Source organism: Paracoccus binzhouensis, assembly GCF_016446475.1.
GTDB lineage: Bacteria > Pseudomonadota > Alphaproteobacteria > Rhodobacterales > Rhodobacteraceae > Paracoccus > Paracoccus binzhouensis.
The window spans coordinates 1-17,935 of the sequence record NZ_JAEHFP010000015.1 but is presented as its reverse complement, the minus strand read 5'-3'; the positions used below and the strand labels follow the sequence as shown (position 1 = coordinate 17,935).

Here is a 17,935-nt window from a genome sequence, read left to right as displayed (position 1 = left end):
CGCGGTCTGGAATGAGGGGCGGCGCGGACAGATCTCGGAGGATGCGATGCGGCTTGTGGCGGTTTTGATGGCGGTGCTGGCGCTGCCGGCAGCGGCACAGGAGAAGCCTGCGAAGGAGGAGCGGCTCTGGACCTGCGAGACCTCGATCGCGGGCGAGAAGACCGCGATCAACTATGTCCGCGATGCCGAATTCCGCGAGAATGTCGGGCGGCTCGAAAAGAACTTTTCGGGCTGGGGGCGGATCTCGTGCCCCGGCTATGTCACCCTGCGCGAGATCCTGCGGCGCAACGCCATGGCCGACGACGGCAGCTATTGCCTGCTCTGGGACCAGCAGAACGACACCTATATCGGCGCGCGGAAGGGTCCGCGCAAGGGCAATGCGCTATGCCGCAAGACCTTCTGCGAAAGGGTGAACGCGGCGCGGCAGGCGACCTTCCGCAGCGCCAATGCGCTGGCGGTGGCCGGCTACGAGGCGGTGACGCAGCGGCCCGGTGCCACGATCCTGGCGGCGGGCTCGGGCCAGATGGTCGGCACGCTCGAGGCGGCGGGGGCGGCAGCCATGGGCATGGCGGCCTCTCCGGTGGCGGTCGGCTCGATGGTGATCGGCTCGGCCGCGGTGGGCGGCACCATGTGGTATTGCGCCGAGGAATAGGCGCGGCCCTCAGCCCCGTTCAGCCTTTCCCAAACCCGCATGCCGCCGCCTTGCGGCGTGCCGGTTTCTTCGTTCCCCAAATACCCATGCAGCCGCGCGGGAAGCGAAAAGGCCGCCCCCGAAGGGACGGCCCGTTGTGCGTTCGCCGGGAATGCAGATCAGGCCCGGGCCAGGTTGCGCAGCACGTAATGCAGCACGCCGCCATTCTCGAGATATTCGATCTCCACCTCGGTATCGACGCGGGCCTTGAGCTGGATCACCTTCTCGGTGCCGTCGGCATAGCGGATGGTGCAGGGCACCAGCGACAGCGGCTTGAAATCGCCTTCCAGACCGTCGATCGAGATCACCTCGTCGCCCTTGAGCCCCAGCGACTTGCGGTTGTCGCCGCCGGTGAACTCGAAGGGGATCACGCCCATGCCGACCAGGTTCGAGCGGTGGATGCGCTCGAAGCTCTCGGCGATGACCGCCTTGACGCCCAAGAGGTTGGTGCCCTTTGCTGCCCAGTCGCGCGACGAGCCGGCGCCGTATTCGATGCCGCCCACCACGACCAGCGGGATGCCGGCCGCCTTGTAGGCCATGGCGGCGTCGTAGATCGAGGTCTCGCCGCCATCCGGGCCCTTGGTGTAGCCGCCCTCGACGCCGTCCAGCATCTCGTTCTTGATGCGGATATTGGCGAAGGTGCCGCGCATCATCACCTCGTGGTTGCCGCGGCGCGAGCCGTAGCTGTTGAAGTCCTTGGGTGCGACCTGGCGCTCGGTCAGGTATTTGCCCGCGGGCGTGGTCGGCTTGAACGAGCCGGCCGGCGAGATGTGGTCGGTGGTGATCATGTCGCCCAGCAGCGCCAGGATCCGGGCGCCGTGGATGTTGTGGATCGTGCCCTTTTCCCTGGACATGCCCTGGAAATAGGGCGGGTTCTGGATATAGGTCGAGGTCGGCGGCCAGTCATAGGTCTCGCTGTCGGTGACCTCGACCGCCTGCCAGCGCTCGTCGCCCTTGAACACGTCGGCGTATTTCTCCTGGAACATCTCGCGGGTGACGACGGTCTCGACCAGTTCCGCCACTTCCTTCGAGGTGGGCCAGATGTCCTTGAGGAACACCGGCTGGCCGTCCTTGCCATGGCCCAGGGGCTCGGTGGTCAGGTCGATGTTCATGTCCCCGGCGATGGCATAGGCCACGACCAGCGGCGGCGAGGCCAGGTAGTTCGCCCGCACGTCGGGCGAGATGCGGCCCTCGAAGTTGCGGTTGCCGGAGAGGACCGAGACCGCCACCAGGTCGTTCTCGTTGATCGACTTCGAGATTTCCGGCTGCAGCGGCCCCGAGTTGCCGATGCAGGTGGTGCAGCCGAAGCCGACCAGGTTGAAGCCGAGCGCGTCCAGGTCGTCCTGCAGGTTCGCCGCTTCCAGATATTCCGCCACCACCTGCGAGCCGGGGGCCAGCGAGGTCTTGACCCAGGGCTTGCGGGTCAGCCCAAGCGCGCGGGCCTTGCGGGCGACAAGGCCCGCGGCCATCAGCACATAGGGGTTCGAGGTGTTGGTGCAGGAGGTGATCGCAGCGATCACCACCGAGCCGTCGTGCAACTGGTAGTCCTGGCCCTCGACCGGGCCGGACTTGTAGCCCTCGTGATGGCCGGGCAGGTCGCTGGGGGCGGGGGCGCCGCCTTCGCCGTTCCAGCGCTTCTCGGCCGCGACGGTGGGCTCGGGCAGCTTGCGGGTGCCGCAGATATACTTGCGGAACTCGAAGGCCGAGTCGGTCAGCGCGACATGGTCCTGCGGCCGCTTGGGGCCCGAGATCGCCGGGACGACATCGCCCTGGTCCAGCTCCAGCGTCGAGCTGTAGACCGGCGCGTAATTGGCGCCGCGCCAGAAGCCGTTTTCCTTGGCATAGGCCTCGACCAGGGCGATGCGGGCTTCGTCGCGGCCGGTCTGGCGCAGATAGCGCAGGGTCTCGTTGTCGATCGGGAAGAAGCCGCAGGTGGCGCCGTATTCGGGGGCCATGTTGGCGATGGTGGCGCGGTCGGCCAGCGGCATGTGGTCAAGGCCGTCGCCGTAGAACTCGACGAACTTGCCGACCACGCCGTGCTTGCGCAGCATCTGCACGACCTTCAGCACCAGGTCGGTGGCGGTCACGCCCTCGCGCAGCGCGCCGGTGATCTTGAAGCCGACCACCTCGGGGATCAGCATGGAAATGGGCTGGCCCAGCATCGCCGCCTCGGCCTCGATGCCGCCGACGCCCCAGCCCAGGACCGCCAGGCCGTTGACCATGGTGGTATGGCTGTCGGTGCCGACCAGCGTGTCGGGATAGGCGACGGTCTCGCCCTTCTGGTCGGTATCGGTCCAGACGGTCTGGGCGAGGTATTCCAGGTTCACCTGGTGGCAGATGCCCGTCCCCGGAGGCACGACGCGGAAGTTGTTGAAGGCGTTCTGCCCCCATTTCAGGAAGGTATAGCGTTCCAGGTTGCGCTCGTATTCCAGCTCGACGTTGCGCTGGAAGGCGCGGGGGGTGCCGAATTCGTCGATCATCACCGAATGGTCGATGACCAGGTCCACCGGGTTCAGCGGGTTGATCTTCTGCGGGTCGCCGCCAAGCGCCTTGATGCCGTCGCGCATCGCCGCCAGGTCCACCACCGCCGGAACGCCGGTGAAGTCCTGCATCAGCACCCGGGCAGGGCGATAGGCGATCTCGCGCGGGTTCTGGCCGCCCTTTTCCGCCCATTCGGCAAAGGCCTTGATGTCATCCACGCTGACCGTGCGGCCGCCATCCTCGAAGCGCAGCAGGTTCTCGAGCACGACCTTCAGCGAAGCCGGCAGCTTCGAGAAATCGCCCAGGCCCGCTTCCGTCGCGGCGTCGATCGAGTAATAGGCATAGGTCGAGCCGCCCACCTCGAGCTGGCGGCGCGTCCTTGCGGTGTCGGTTCCGGTTTCGATGGGCATGACTCGGCTCCCTATTCTTGAAAAGGTGGCTGAATGGCGGTGCTGCCTGCCATTTGCCCCTTTTCCGGATGGGGTTCAAGGGGCGGGGCAGGCTTTGTATGCAATTGTATGCCAATTTTCCGCTGCATCTGCAAGATGTGGGTTTTCCATCACGGTCACGCTGCGGGAACGCCGAGCTAACAAAGCATTGATTTGTCGTTCCCCGGGCCGGCGGGTTAGCTGAGGCGGATCGGAAGGGCCGGGAATGCACGGAACATGGCGTTGACGCGCGACAAGACGACATCTCGGGGGCGATCGGGACGGCAGGGGCGGCGGCAGGCCCGGCTTCTGGGCATGGCCTGCGCGGCCTGGATCATGGTGATCGGGGCGGCCGGCCCGCTGCTGGCGCAGGGCGCCGGGCCGGGTGGGGCAGGTGGTCCCGGCGGTTCTGACGGCCCCGGCCTTTCCGGATTTTCCGCCGACCCGCATGCGGATCCCGCGGCGGGGATCGGCCCCGCAACGGGTGGGATCAGGCAGGGTGGGCCGGACGGGACCGGGCCGGACGCCCCGGATGCTCCGACCGGCGAGCCGGCGATCACCGATCCCTCCGGCGATTCCCTTGCCGATCCCGGCGCGGATCCATTCGCCGTCCCCACCGCAGATCCCTTTGCCGTCCCCGCCGTTCCCGTCCCGCCCGCCGGCGCCGGATCCGAGCCCGCGGATGACGGGGTGATCGGGCTGATCGAGGCGCCCGAGGGCCTGCCCGGCATGCCCGCCGACCTGCTGCCCCCGGGCATGCAGGTCGGCGATTTCGCCGCGTCGGGCATGGTCTCCTTTGCCGAGGTGCAGGCGCGGCGGATGTTCGGCCCCATCGACCACCCGCCGGTGGTGGTCGAGCTGTTCACCTCGCAGGGCTGCTCCTCCTGCCCGCCGGCCGACGAGATGCTGGCCGACCTGGCCGAGCGCGAGGACGTGCTGGCCCTGTCCTGGCATGTCGATTACTGGGACTATCTCGGCTGGGCCGACGAGTTCGCCCGCCCCGAATTCACCCGCCGCCAGCAGGCCTATGCCCATCAGTCGGGCGAGCGCGCCATCTATACCCCGCAGATGGTCGTGGGCGGCACCGACACGCTGATCGCCCTGCGCCCGGCCGAGCTGATGGGGCTGCTGCAGGCGCAGATGGCCCGCCCGCCCATGGTGCTGGTCTCCTCCAGCCGCCGGGGCGAGGGCGGCTATCGCATCGAGCTGACGCCGCGCGGCGCCATCCGCGACCGGGTGGCGATCATCCTGGTGCGCTATGCGCCCGCCCGCCGGGTCGAGATCAAGGCCGGCGAAAATCGCGGCATGGCGCTGGACTATCGCAACGTGGTGCTGGCGGCCGAGCGCATCGCGGAATGGGACGGCCGGACGCCTCTGCGCCTGACGGTGAAACCGGGTCCGCGCAGCGGCGATGCCTTCCCCGCCGACACCCGCCACGCCATCCTGGCGCAGGAGCTGGGCGAAGGCGATCCGCGCTCGGCCAGCGGGCCGATCCTGGCGGCGATCCGGCTGGACTGACGCGCGGCTTGCGTCGCGCCCGCCCCCGGGGCAAAACCGCGCCATCCCGGCATGAGAGGAACCCGCCTTGACCGAAGCCCGCAAGATCAACCCCTGGCTCAAGGCCGCGCTGGAATTCGGCCCGCTGATCCTGTTCTTCCTGGTCTTCTCGCGCTTTCGCGACCATGCGGTGACGCTGGCGGGGCGGGACTATTCCGGCTTCATCCTGGCGACGCTGGTCTTTATCCCGGCGCTGGTGCTGACCACGCTGGCGCTGTGGCGGCTGACCGGCCGGCTGTCGCCCATGCAGATTGCCACGCTGGTGCTGGTGGTGGTGTTCGGCGGGCTGTCGGTCTGGTTGAACGACCCGAAATTCTTCAAGATGAAGCCGACGATCATCTACCTGATCTTCGCGGGCCTGCTGGGGCTCAGCCTGGCGCTGCGCCGCAACTGGCTGCAGCTGGTCATGTCCGAGGCCCTGCCGATGAGCGCCGAGGGCTGGCGCATCCTGACCCTGCGCATGCTGGCGCTGTTCCTGGCCCTGGCCGCCGCGAACGAGGCGGTCTGGCGGCTGCTGTCCGAAACCGCCTGGGTGAATTTCAAGACCTTCGGCCTGCCGGCGATCATGGTGGTGTTCTTCGTCGCCAATGCCCGCCTGTTCGAGCGCCACGCCCAGCCTCGCGACGGCGAATAGCCCCCGCTGCACCCTTGCACGGCTGCCCGGGCGGGAGTAACCGGGCCTTCTGATCACAGGAGCGAGCCCATGTCCCAGGAGTCGAAGGCCCCGGAAGCGAACCAGCCTCTGCATCCGCGCACCCGCGCCGTCCATCACGGCATCCGCCGCAGCCAGTATGGCGAGATGGCCGAGGCGCTGTTCATGACCCAGGGCTTCTCCTATGACAGCGCCGAGCAGGCCGAGTCCCGCTTCATCCGGTCCGGCCCGGACGAGTTCATCTATGCCCGCTACGGCAACCCGACCTCGCGCATGTTCGAGGACCGCATCGCCAACCTGGAAGGCACCGAGGACGCCTTCGCCACCGCCAGCGGCATGGCGGCGGTCAACGGTGCGCTGATGTGCTTCCTGAAGCCGGGCGATCACATCGTCTCGTCGCGGGCGCTGTTCGGCTCCTGCCTCTATGTGCTGGACGTTCTGGCCCGTTTCGGGGTCGAGGTCTCCTATGTGGACGGCACCGAGCTTGGGCAATGGCGCGCCGCGATCCGGCCCGGCACGAAGGCGGTGTTCTTCGAGTCGGTGTCGAACCCGACGCTGGAGGTGGTGGACATCGCCGGCGTGGCCGAGCTGGCCCATGCGGTCGGGGCGCTGGTGGTGGTGGACAATGTCTTCGCCACCCCGGTCTATTCCCGCGCCGTCGAACAGGGCGCCGACGTGGTGGTCTATTCCGCGACTAAGCATATCGACGGCTCGGGCCGCTGCCTGGGCGGGGTGATCTGCGGCACGCGCCAGTTCGTGCGCGAGGTGGCCGAGCCCTATCTGAAACATACCGGCGGCGCGATCAGCCCCTTCAACGCCTGGCTGATGCTGAACGGGCTGGCGACGATGGAACTGCGGGTGCGCGCCCAGACGGAAAGCGCCCTGCGCCTTGCCGCCGCGCTGCAGGGCCAGCCCGGCATCGCCCGCGTCATCTATCCCGGCCTGGCCGAGCATCCGCAGCACGACCTGGTGCAGCGGCAGATGGGCGCGGGCGGCACCATGGTCGCCATCGACCTGGGCAGCAAGGAGGCGGCCTTCGCGGCGATGAACCGGCTGCGGGTCTTCCTGATCTCGAACAACCTGGGCGATGCGAAATCCATCGTCACCCATCCGGCGACCACCACCCACCAGCGCCTGTCCGAGGAGGTGCGGGCGGAGCTGGGCATCACTCCCGGCCTCTTGCGCCTGTCCATCGGGCTCGAGGATGCGGGCGACCTGATCGCGGACATCCGCCAGTCGCTGGCCTGACGCGGCCCATCGGCACCCGAACTTGCCGGGTGCCTCTTTCCTTTCCGGTCACGAGTCCCCAGATTGTTGCCGACCGCCAAGCGAGGACGACCATGACCGAGGCCCGCCCCGTTGCCACCGACCGCGCCTATCCGGCGCTCAATCGCGAATATCCGGCCGATTTCCGGGTGGATGACAGCTACAAGGCCAGCCTGCCGGACCTGCAGAACGGCCCGGCCAGCCTGATCGTCGGCGCCCGCGCCCCGATCCAGCATGTCGGCATCTCGAATTTCCGCCTGCCGATCCGCTACCAGACCCGCGCCGATTCGGCCGATCACGGCGGCGAGATCACGCTGGAGACCTCGGTCACCGGCACCGTCAGCCTGGAGGCCGACCGCAAGGGCATCAACATGAGCCGCATCATGCGCTCGTTCTACGCCCATGCGGAAAAGCAGTTCTCGATGGGCGTGCTCGAGGCGGCGCTGGAGGATTACAAATCCGATCTCGACAGCATCGACGCCCGCATCCAGATGCGGCTGAGCTATCCGATGCGGGTCGAATCGCTGCGTTCCGGGCTCAGCGGCTGGCAATATTACGACATCGCGCTGGAGTTGGTCGAAAAGGCCGGGCAGCGGCTGCGGATCATGCATTTCGACTATGTCTATTCCTCGACCTGCCCCTGCTCGCTGGAACTCAGCGAACATGCCCGGCAGATGCGCGGCCAGCTGGCCACGCCGCATTCGCAGCGCAGCATCGCCCGGATCTCGATGGTGATGCAGGGCGATACGCTGTGGTTCGAGGACATGGTGGCGCTGTGCCGCCGCGCCGTCGCCACCGAAACCCAGGTCATGGTCAAGCGCGAGGACGAGCAGGCTTTCGCCGAGCTGAACGCTGCCAATCCGATCTTCGTTGAAGACGCGGTGCGCGCCTTTGCCGCCGAGCTGATGGCCGAGCCGCGCATCGGCGATTTCCGCGTCGTCGCCAGCCACCAGGAATCGCTGCATTCGCATGACGCGGTCTCGGTGCTGACCCAGGGTGAGACCTTCGCCCATGCCAGCCTGGACCCCGCGATCTTCGCCGGCCTCAGGGCGTAATGCTGTGGTTGTCCAGTGGAATGGTCTGTTTCCTGACGGCTCGGCTGGCGGCGATCTGGCTTTGTCTGGGCCATCGCTACCCTGAATGGCGCGCAAGACGGCTGGCCGAGGGGCGGGCGTCCGGCCTGCTGGCGTTCGGGATGCTGCACGCCAATCCGCTGTTCGACGGCCAGGGGTTTCTGGATTGGCACCACCCGCGCAACCGCCGCGAACGCATCCGGCTTTACGCGGTGGGTGCGGTTTTTCTCGCCCTGGCCCTTCTGGTTTTCTGGGGACTCGCCGCCGCGGTAGGCGACCTGTGAACGAAATAAGAACGACGGGCTTTCCCGAGCGCGGCTGCAGGGCTATGGTGCGGGCATGAGCAATTTCGACGACTCGGACGCTTTCGAGGCCGCAGCCGCCCCGGTGCCGCTTTCCCAGCGTGCCATGGGCGCGCGGCCGGCGCCCTATCTGGACGGGCTGAACCCGGCGCAGCGCGACGCGGTTGAGGCGCTGGACGGGCCGGTGCTGCTGCTCGCGGGCGCCGGCACCGGCAAGACCCGGGCGCTGACCACCCGCATCGCGCATCTGCTGAACCTCGGCCGGGCGCGACCGGGGCAGATCCTGGCCGTGACCTTCACCAACAAGGCCGCGCGCGAGATGAAGGACCGCATCGGCCGCCTGCTGGGCGAGATGGTCGAGGGCATGCCCTGGCTCGGCACCTTCCATTCGATCAGCGTCAAGATCCTGCGCCGCCACGCGGAGCTGATCGGGGATGGCGAGCTGCACCTGAAGCCCAGCTTCACCATCCTCGACACCGACGACCAGATCCGACTGCTGAGACAGCTGATCCAGGCCGAGAACATCGACGAAAAGCGTTGGCCGGCGCGGCAGCTGGCGCATCTGATCGACGGCTGGAAGAACCGCTGCATCACTCCCGCCAGGCTGCCCAGGGGCGAGGAGCGCGCCTTCGACGGCTGGGGCGGCAAGCTTTATGCCGCCTATCAGCGCCGGCTGCTGGAACTGAACGCGGTCGATTTCGGCGACCTGCTGATGCATTGCGTCATCCTGTTCCAGGCGCATCCCGACGTGCTGCGGAGCTGGCAGGACCGCTTCCGCTATATCCTGGTGGACGAATACCAGGACACCAACGTCGCGCAATACATGTGGCTGCGGCTGCTGGCGTCCGGGCATCGCAACATCTGCTGCGTGGGCGACGACGACCAGTCGATCTATGGCTGGCGCGGCGCCGAGGTCGGCAACATCCTGCGCTTCGAGAGCGATTTCCCCGGCGCCCAGGTGATCCGGCTGGAGCAGAACTACCGCTCGACCCCGCATATCCTCGCCGCCGCCTCGGGGCTGATCGCGGCCAACAAGGGGCGCTTGGGCAAGACGCTCTGGACCGAGGCCGAGGAGGGCGAGCGCGTGCGCCTGATCGGCCATTGGGACAGCGAGGCCGAGGCGCGCTGGATCGGCGAGGAGATCGAGGCCTTCCACGGCGGCCATCGCGCCGGCATCGGCCGGCGCAGCCTGAACGACATCGCCATCCTGGTGCGGGCCAGCCACCAGATGCGGGCCTTCGAGGACCGCTTCATGACCATCGGCCTGCCCTATCGGGTGATCGGCGGGCCGCGCTTCTATGAGCGGGCCGAGATCCGCGACGCCATGGCCTATTTCCGGCTGGCGGTCAGCCCCACCGATGACCTGGCTTTCGAGCGCATCGTGAACGTGCCCAAGCGCGGCCTGGGCGACAAGGCGGTGCAGACCATCCAGCGCGAGGCGCGGGAGCGCGGGCTGTCGCTCTTGGAGGGCGCGGCCTCGGCCGTCGCCACCGGCGCGCTTGGCGGCAAGGGGGCGGGGGCGCTGCGGCAGTTCACCGAGGCCATGGGCCGCTGGCATGCCGACGCGCTGGACGCCTCGGTGAACCATGTCGAGCTGGCCGAGCGCATCCTGGACGAATCCGGCTATACCGCCATGTGGCAGAACGACAAGTCGCCTGACGCGCCGGGGCGGCTCGACAACCTGAAGGAATTGATGAAGGCCCTGGAAGAATTTGAAAATCTTCAGGGATTCCTGGAACATGTCGCGCTGGTCATGGACAATGACAAGGGCGAGCAGTCCGAGGAGGTCAGCATCATGACGCTGCATGCCGCCAAGGGGCTGGAATATCCCATCGTCTTCCTGCCGGGCTGGGAGGACGGGCTGTTTCCCAGCCAGCGCAGCATGGACGAAAGCGGCATGAAGGGGCTCGAGGAAGAGCGGCGCCTCGCCTATGTCGGCATCACCCGCGGCGAGGAACTGGTGACGATCAGCTTCGCCGGCAACCGCCGCATGTATGGGCAATGGCAGTCGTCGCTGCCCTCGCGCTTCATCGACGAACTGCCCGAGGATCATGTCGAGGTGCTGACGCCGCCGGGTCTTTACGGCGGTGGCTACGGTGCGGCGGCCCAGCCCTTTGCGCAATCGGTGATGCACGAGCGCGCGGCACGGGCCGATGTCTACAACTCGCCGGGCTGGAAGCGCATGCAGGAACGCGCGGCCCAGCGTGCGCAGCCCGTGCACCGCACGCCGGTGGTGATCGACGCCGAGCCGGCGGCGCGCTTCGCGGTCGGCGACCGGGTGTTTCACCAGAAATTCGGCAACGGCACCATCATGGGCATTGCCGAGGACACGCTGACCATCCGGTTCCCCACCGGCTTCAAGACGGTGAAGGCGGGCTATGTCCAGCCCGCCTCGCAGGCCGGCGGGCCGGACGACGTGCCCTTCTAGAGCGCGGCGCGCACCACCTCGGCCAGCGTCGCGGTCGGGCGCCCGATCAGTCGCGACAGGGCGCGGCCGTCGTCGAACAGCGCGCCTTGGCTCGCGCCGACGTCCCAGCTGGCGATCGCCGCGGCCAGTTCCTCGGGCAGGCCGGCGCCCGCCAGCGCGGCGGCGTAATCGGCCTGCGACAGGTCGTCATAGGGGATCTGCCTGCCGGTCTGCGCCGAAAGCTCGGCGGCCAGCTCGGCCAGGGTCCAGCCCTCGTCGCCGGCCAACTCGTAGGTCTTGCCGGCATGGCCCTCGCCGGCCAGCACCAGGGCAGCGGCCTCGGCATAATCGGCGCGCGCCGCGGCCGAGATCCGGCCCGCGCCCGCCGCACCGATCAGCGCGCCATGCGCCAGCGCCGCGGGGATCGCGCCGGTGTAATTCTCGGCATACCAGCCATTGCGCAGGATGGCATGGGGCAGGCCCGATTCGGCCAGCATCGCCTCGGTCGCCACATGCTCTCCGGCCAGCGACAGCGGCGAGCGGTCGGCATGCAGCAGGCTGGTATAGACGATCTGCCCGACCCCGGCGGCCTTTGCGGCCTCGATCACCGCACGGTGCTGGGCGGCGCGCTTGCCGACCTCGCTCGACGAGATCAGCAGCAGCCGCTCTACCCCCTGCAGCGCTGCGGCCAGGGTTTCGGGCCGGTCATAGTCGAAGGCGCGGGCCTCGACGCCCAGGTCGGCGGCCTTTTCGGGGCTGCGGGCCAACGCCACGATCTCGGTTGCGGGCAGCAGGGTCTTCAGCCGGGCGATGGCCAGGCGGCCAAGCTTGCCGGTGGCTCCGGTGACGGCGACGGTCATCTGTCTTTCCTTTCGTGAATGCCTTGTGCGGCGCAAGGTAGAGGTATAACTTACGGATCGTAAGTACTGACGGAGATGTTAGTGTGAAAATTCCCGATCCCGGCGGCCGGGGCGACCTGATGGCGGCGGAATGCCCCTCTCGCGACGTGCTGCGGCGGCTGACCGGGCGCTGGGGCATGCTGGTGCTGCGCGTGCTGGCCGAGGGGCCGCATCGCTTTTCCGCCCTGCGCCGGCGCATCGGCGGCGTCAGCGAGCGGATGCTGGCCCAGACCCTGCAGGGGCTGGAAGCCGACGGCATGGTGTTGCGCCGCGACTTCCAGACCGTGCCGCCGCATGTGGAATATGCGCTGACGCCGCTCGGGCACGAGGCGGCGCTGCGGGTCGGCGCGCTGCTGGGTTGGATCGAGGATGCGCTGCCCGAGATCGCGCGCGGCTGGACGCGGGCCTGACCCGTTCTCCGTTGACCAAATATCCATGCGGCGGCGCAGCCGGCGCGGCGCTTGACCTTGGCCGCCGCCGGTCCTATCTGCCTTCCTGCGCGGATGGCCGGATGACCGCGGCGGCAACGTCGAGGAAAGTCCGGACTCCATGAAGGCACGGTGCCGGGTAACGCCCGGCGGGGGCAACCCCAGGGAAAGCGCCACAGAGAAAAGACCGCCCATGCGCGCATGGGCAAGGGTGAAACGGTGGGGCAAGAGCCCACCGCGGGGCTGGCAACAGTCCCGGCACGGCAAGCCCCACCGGGAGCAATGCCGAATAGGGACCGCGCGTCGCAAGACAGGGCCGCCTTCGCCCCAGCAGGTCCGGGTTGGCAGCTAGATCCCGTCAGCAATGGCGGGGCCAGAGGAATGGTCATCGAAGGGGGCGACCCCGGAACAGAATCCGGCTTACAGGCCATCCGCGCAAATTCCGCCCGGACTCCCCCGAACCCCGCCGATGCGGCCGGTCGCGGGCGGTTCCGGGCCGGGGGATTTTCGCTGCGACGCCGCCGATTTCCGGCCGATTCCCGGTTGACTTCGCCGGCTTCGCCGCTAAAAGGCGGGCTTCAAGGGAATTTCACGGGGTTGGCGAGACGCATTTTGCCCCGCAGCAGGAGCGAAACAGATGGCGAAGCCGACGACGATCAAGATCCGTCTGAACTCGAGCGCCGGGACCGGGCACTTCTATGTCACCAAGAAGAACGCCCGCACGATGACCGAAAAGATGACGGTCAACAAGTATGACCCGGTTGCGCGCAAGCATGTCGAATACAAGGAAGGCAAGATCAAGTAGGATCTGCCCCTTCGACGGGATCGTGCAAGGCCGCGCTCGGCAACGGGCGCGGCCTTCCCCTTTGGATCGCCGCCACGCCACGCCCTCCTGGCGGGGCAAGGGGCTGTGGCGGCCAGGAAACTGCGCGGAAACGGCAGCACGCGGCCCGCGATCCCGGGGCGATGGCCGGCAAGGAAGGCGGGCCGCTCGGCCTTGTCCAGCCGGTCCAGATAGGGCCCGCAGCGCCGAGCCGAGGAACCATTCCACGATGCCCTTCAGCCCGTCCAGCGCGACGTGATAGACCGTGCGCCAGATGTCGACGCGGGCGCAGAGCGGGCGCAGCAGCGCATGCAGCGCCATCGGCGGCAGCAGCGGTTGGCGCTGCTTGGCTGCCCCGGCCAGCAGCGAGGTCGAATTGTCCGGGCCGCCGCCGATATCGACCACAAGGCCCGGCGCGTCCAGCGGCACCGCCGCCAGCAGGTCGCGCGCCGGGCGGCTGCGGTCGTCCAGGAATTTCGCATATTGCGCGGCCGACCATCGCATGGCGATCCCTCCTGCCCGGACCCGGGCGCAGGGTAGAGGATGCCCCGCGGCGGGGGCAGGGGCGCGGAAGCGCCGGCTTCCTAGTGAAAATCCCGCGACTTGGGCAGGATGCGCACCTGGCGCGGGTGGCTGGGCCGGGGCTGGGGCAGCGCGGCCGGCGCCTCCCCTGCCAGGCGCAGCAGCGCCTCGGAGCGATCGGCCAGCCCATGCGCGACGACATGGGTCACGCCATCGGCGCGCTGGAGCTGGCCGTGGACCTCGAGCAGGCGGGCGGTCATCACCACCTTGCGGAACCGCGCGAAGGTCTTTTCCCAGATCACCAGATTCGCCACGCCGGTCTCGTCCTCCAGCGTCACGAAACAGATTCCCTTGGCGCTGCCCGGGCGCTGGCGCACCAGCACGATGCCGGCCATGCGCAGGCTGGCGCGGTTGGGCAGACCGGCCAGGCCGGCCGCCGAAACATAGCCCTGCGCCGTCAGGCTGCGGCGCAGGAAGGCCATCGGATGCGCCTTCAGCGACAGCCGCAGGGTCTGGTAATCGGCGGTGACATGCTCGCAAAGTGGCATGGCGGGCAGGGCGACGGCGGGCTCGGCCCCCTCGTCCCGGCGCCCGAACAGCGGCAATTCCGGTGCGTCGCGCAGCGCCCGCGCCTGCCACAGCCCCGCCCGCCGGTCCAGTCCCATCGAGCGCAGCGCATCGGCCGCCGCGATCAGCCGGATGGCCCGGGCATCGAGCTCGGCGCGGGCCTTGAGATCGGCCAGATCGGCATAGGGTTCATTCCGCGCCCGACAGATGCGTTCGGCCAGCGCCTTGGACAGCCCGTCGATCTGGCGCAGGCCCAGGCGCAGGGCGAAGGCGCCGTCGCAGGGCTCAAGCGTGTTGTCCCATGCGCTGATGTTCACATCGGCCGGCAGCACGGTGACGCCGTGGTCGCGCGCGTCGCGCACGATCTGGGCCGGCGCGTAGAAGCCCATCGGCTGGCTGTTCAGCAGCGCCGCGGCGAAGGCGGCCGGGCGATGGCATTTCAGCCAGGCCGAGACATAGGCCAGATGCGCGAAGGCCGCCGCATGGCTTTCGGGAAAGCCGTAATCGCCGAAGCCCTTGATCTGGTTGAAGCAGCGCTCGGCGAAGTCGCGGTCGTAGCCGCGTTCGACCATGCGGCCGACCATCCTGTCCTGCAATCGCCCGATGGTTCCGCGCGAGCGGAAGGTGGCCATGGCCTTGCGCAACTCGTCCACCTCGTCCGGGGTGAATTGCGCGGCGACCATGGCGATCTTCATCGCCTGTTCCTGAAAGATCGGCACGCCCAGGGTGCGCTTCAGGATGTTCTTCAGCTCGTCCGGGTCGCCGTCCCGGGGGCCGGGATAATCCACCGCTTCGCCATTGCGACGACGCAGATAGGGATGGACCATGTTGCCCTGGATCGGGCCGGGGCGGACGATGGCCACCTGGATCACCAGGTCGTAGAACTCCTGGGGCTGCAGGCGCGGCAGCATGGCCATCTGCGCCCGGCTTTCGACCTGGAAGGTGCCGATGCTGTCGCCTCTTTGCAGCATGGCGTAGGTTTCCGGGTCGTCATGGTCGAAATCCGACAGCGTCAACACCTTGCCGTAATGCGCCCGCACCAGCTCGAAGCATTTGCGGATGCAGGTCAGCATCCCCAGCGCCAGCACGTCGACCTTGAGGATGCGCAATTCGTCGATGTCGTCCTTGTCCCATTCGATGAAGCTGCGGTCCGGCATGGCGGCATTGCCGATGGGCACGGTTTCGAAGAGCGGCCCCTCGGTCAGCACGAAGCCGCCGACATGCTGGGACAGGTGGCGGGGCATGCCGATCATCTCCTCGGCCAGTCGGACCGCGCGCCGCAGCAAGGGGTCGCCAAGGTCCAGCCCGGCCTGATCGGTCGAGGCCGCCGACATGTCCTTGCCCCAGCTGCCCCAGACCGTGTCGGCCAGCGCCGAGGTCACGTCCTCGGACAGGCCCATGACCTTGCCGACCTCGCGGATGGCGCTGCGCGGGCGGTAATGGATCACCGTGGCGCAGAGCCCGGCGCGTTCGCGGCCATATGCGTCATAGATGTGCTGGATGACCTCCTCGCGCCGCTCATGCTCGAAATCCACGTCGATATCGGGCGGTTCCTTGCGGTTCTGGCTGATGAACCGTTCGAACAGCAATTCATGCTTGGCGGGATCGACCGGGGTGATGCCGAGGACGTAGCAGACCGCCGAATTCGCCGCCGAGCCGCGGCCCTGGTTCAGGATGCCCTGGTCTTCGGCATAGCGGACGATGTCGTGGATGGTCAGGAAATATTGCGCGATCTTCTTGTCGCCGATCAGCGCCAGTTCCTTGACCAGCGTGGCGCGGACCTTCTCGGGCACGCCCGAGGGATAGCGCCAATCCGCGCCCTGCCAGGTCAGGTTTTCCAGATGCTGCTGCGGGGTCAGGCCGGGCGGCACGCTTTCGCGGGGATATTCGTATTGCAGCTCCTCCAGCGAGAAGCGGCAGCTGTCGGCGATTTCGCGCGTGGCGCGGATGGCATGGGGCCAGTCGGCGAACAGCCGGGCCATCTCGGCCGGCGGCTTCAGGTGACGTTCGGCATTCTGCGCCAGCAGCAGCCCGGCTCGGGCGATGGTGGTGCCCTCGCGGATGCAGGTCATCACGTCCTGCAGCGGCCGGCGATCGGGGACATGGTAATGCACGTCGTTCACCGCGACGATCGACAGCCCCGCCGCCCGCGTCGCCCGGTCGAGGCGATTGATCCGCGCCCGGTCGTCGCCGCGATAAAGCCAGCTTGCCGCGACATGCGACAGCTGCGGCAGGCGGCGGGCCAGACGGGGCAGGGGCGCAAGGTCGTCGCCCGGCAGCCAGACCAGCCGCATGCCTTCAGCATGGGCGGCCAGATCGTCCAGGCTAAGGTCACAGCGGCCCTTCTTCTGCCATTTCCCCTCCAGATCCTGTCGCCGGCCCTTGGTGATCAGCGAGGCGAGCCGGCCATAGGCGGCGCGGTCGGTCGGATAGGCCAGGAAGGCGGTGCCGTCCGCCAGCACGATCCGCGCCCCGATCACCGGGCGCAGCTGCAGTTTCCTGGCCGCGGCATGCAGCCGCACCACCCCGGCGAGGCTGTTCAGGTCGGCGATCCCCAGCGCGTCATAGCCCATCAGATGCGCCGCCAGCGCCAGTTCGCGCGGATGCGAGGCGCCGTGCAGGAAGCTGAAGGCGCTGGTCACCGCCAGTTCGACGTAATCCGCGGGCGGGTTCGGGTGCTCGACCGGGGGCAGGGGGATCTCGGGGCGGGCATGATGGTCGGGCATCAGGCGAAGATCCCGTGCAGGAACCAGCGCGGCGCGCCGCCGCGGCCGTCATGGACCAGCCCCTCGCGATAGATCCACAGGCGCAGGCCGCTGTCGTCCTCGATGCGGAAATAGTCGCGCAGCCGGGTGCCGGGGCGGTCGTGCCACCATTCCGGCGCGATGCGCTCGGGCCCGGCATGGCGGGCGACGCGCAGGGTCTGCCGGCGCCAGACGAATTGCGCCGGCGGGCCTTCGGGAATGGCGTAGAGCACGCGGATCTCCTCGGGCGGGTTGAGCAGGCGGATCGGCCGGTCGGGGCGCGCGACCGGGGCGGGGGTGGTGGCCAGCGGCGGGCCGGGTGTCTCGGCGCGTTCGGGGATATGGCTTTCCTGCGGCAGCGGCCGGCTGATTGCCGCCGCGCCGAAGCGCGCCGCCAGCCGGTCCACCAGCCGCGCCAGTGCCAGCCCTGCGGGCGCGGCGCCGTCCAGGCCGGGCTGGGCTTGGGCCAAGGGCTCGACCGCCTCGGCCGCGAGGCGGATCAGGTCGAAGCCATAGCCGGGGTCCAGCCGCCCGAGCCGGCCGTCGAACAGGCGCAGCAGGTGGCCGGGGTCGCGCGTGGGCGCGGCCATGGCGACGCGGATGTCGCGCCGCTCGCCATCGACGCGAAACACCGACAGGCAAAGCCGCCGGCAGCCGCGATCCGCCGCCGCCATCTGCGCGCAAAGATCGGCCAGCAATCCGGGCAGCCAGTCCGAGGGGTCCATCACCGGCTCGGCCAGCCGGACCTCGGCGGCGTATTCGGGTGCGGGCTCGGGCGCATCCAGCGGCTCGGCCGCGCGCCCCAGCGCCTGGTCGAGGCGGATCAGCGGATTGTCCTGCGGTTCGGCCCGGGCAAAGCGGCGCATCAGTGACAGGCGCGGCAGCCCTGCGAGGTCGCCGATGGTCTTGAGCCCCAGCCGGCGCAAGAGCAGCAGGGTTTCCCCCGACAGCCGCAACCCGGCCACCGGCAGCGGCGCCAAGGCGGGCAGCGGATCGGCGCAGATCGCGCGCTCGGATCCGAAGCGGGCCAGCGCCCAGGCCGCGCCGCGCGTCGGCGCCAGCGCCAGCCGCGCGGTCAGCCCGGCCCGGGCGAAT

The 17,935-nt window shown here is 68.7% G+C and carries 13 protein-coding genes and 1 other RNA gene; 10 read left to right on the top strand and 4 right to left on the bottom strand.

The features are described 5' to 3' along the window. Nucleotides 1–46 precede the first annotated feature (46 nt). Nucleotides 47–652, top strand: a complete 606-nt coding sequence (locus I9P22_RS06075) for a hypothetical protein (RefSeq protein WP_199258464.1) — start codon at nt 47–49, stop codon at nt 650–652. Nucleotides 653–810: 158 nt separating this feature from the next. On the opposite strand, the gene acnA is transcribed toward I9P22_RS06075, so the two are convergent. Next, nucleotides 811–3,582 carry an aconitate hydratase AcnA gene (acnA, locus tag I9P22_RS06070; protein WP_199258463.1) on the bottom strand — a complete coding sequence of 924 codons (2,772 nt, stop codon included), beginning with the start codon at nt 3,580–3,582 and terminating at the stop codon, nt 811–813. Nucleotides 3,583–3,837: 255 nt separating this feature from the next. Here acnA and I9P22_RS06065 point away from each other — a divergent pair, with 255 nt between their 5' ends. The 6 genes from I9P22_RS06065 (at nt 3,838) to I9P22_RS06040 (ending at nt 10,878) form a co-directional block, all read left to right on the top strand. Next, complete coding sequence (locus I9P22_RS06065) at nt 3,838–5,118, top strand: DUF1223 domain-containing protein (protein ID WP_233253243.1); 1,281 nt, start codon at nt 3,838–3,840, stop codon at nt 5,116–5,118. A 67-nt stretch (nt 5,119–5,185) separates the two neighbouring features. Then, entirely contained in the window at nt 5,186–5,791 is a 606-nt protein-coding gene (locus tag I9P22_RS06060) for an inner membrane-spanning protein YciB (protein WP_199258462.1), read from the top strand. Between the two features lie 69 nt (nt 5,792–5,860). Next, nucleotides 5,861–7,057, top strand: coding sequence for an O-succinylhomoserine sulfhydrylase (gene metZ, locus I9P22_RS06055; RefSeq protein ID WP_199258461.1), 1,197 nt, complete (start codon nt 5,861–5,863; stop codon nt 7,055–7,057). 8 nt (nt 7,058–7,065) lie between these two features. Beyond that, nucleotides 7,066–8,130, top strand: a complete 1,065-nt coding sequence (gene folE2, locus I9P22_RS06050) for a GTP cyclohydrolase FolE2 (protein WP_456299609.1) — start codon at nt 7,066–7,068, stop codon at nt 8,128–8,130. Further along, nucleotides 8,130–8,432: a hypothetical protein gene (locus tag I9P22_RS06045; RefSeq protein ID WP_199258459.1), complete on the top strand. Its 303-nt coding sequence runs from the start codon at nt 8,130–8,132 to the stop codon at nt 8,430–8,432. The genes folE2 and I9P22_RS06045 overlap by 1 nt, the downstream gene beginning before the upstream one ends. Before the next feature lie 55 nt (nt 8,433–8,487). Then, nucleotides 8,488–10,878 (top strand): ATP-dependent helicase, encoded by a 2,391-nt coding sequence (locus I9P22_RS06040; protein WP_199258458.1) that lies wholly within the window; start codon nt 8,488–8,490, stop codon nt 10,876–10,878. Here I9P22_RS06040 and I9P22_RS06035 read toward each other — a convergent pair. Next, the gene (locus tag I9P22_RS06035; protein ID WP_199258457.1) at nt 10,875–11,717 is read right to left on the bottom strand and encodes an SDR family oxidoreductase; all 843 of its coding nucleotides are present in this window, start codon (nt 11,715–11,717) and stop codon (nt 10,875–10,877) included. The two genes, I9P22_RS06040 and I9P22_RS06035, sit on opposite strands and share 4 nt — an antisense overlap. 119 nt (nt 11,718–11,836) lie before the next feature. Between I9P22_RS06035 and I9P22_RS06030 the strand changes: the two genes are divergently transcribed. The 3 genes from I9P22_RS06030 (at nt 11,837) to rpmG (ending at nt 12,989) form a co-directional block, all read left to right on the top strand. Next, nucleotides 11,837–12,166 (top strand): winged helix-turn-helix transcriptional regulator, encoded by a 330-nt coding sequence (locus I9P22_RS06030; protein WP_199258494.1) that lies wholly within the window; start codon nt 11,837–11,839, stop codon nt 12,164–12,166. Nucleotides 12,167–12,255: 89 nt separating this feature from the next. Continuing rightward, nucleotides 12,256–12,623, top strand: an RNA gene (rnpB, locus tag I9P22_RS06025) — RNase P RNA component class A. A 198-nt stretch (nt 12,624–12,821) separates the two neighbouring features. Continuing rightward, nucleotides 12,822–12,989 (top strand): 50S ribosomal protein L33, encoded by a 168-nt coding sequence (gene rpmG, locus I9P22_RS06020; protein WP_017999830.1) that lies wholly within the window; start codon nt 12,822–12,824, stop codon nt 12,987–12,989. Between the two features lie 602 nt (nt 12,990–13,591). On the opposite strand, the gene I9P22_RS06015 is transcribed toward rpmG, so the two are convergent. Together I9P22_RS06015 and I9P22_RS06010 are read right to left on the bottom strand one after the other, a co-directional pair. Further along, the gene (locus I9P22_RS06015; protein WP_199258456.1) at nt 13,592–16,822 is read right to left on the bottom strand and encodes an error-prone DNA polymerase; all 3,231 of its coding nucleotides are present in this window, start codon (nt 16,820–16,822) and stop codon (nt 13,592–13,594) included. After that, a partial coding sequence (locus I9P22_RS06010; RefSeq protein ID WP_199258455.1) for a Y-family DNA polymerase occupies nt 16,822–17,935 on the bottom strand: 1,114 nt, incomplete at its 5' end. The genes I9P22_RS06015 and I9P22_RS06010, both read right to left, overlap by 1 nt.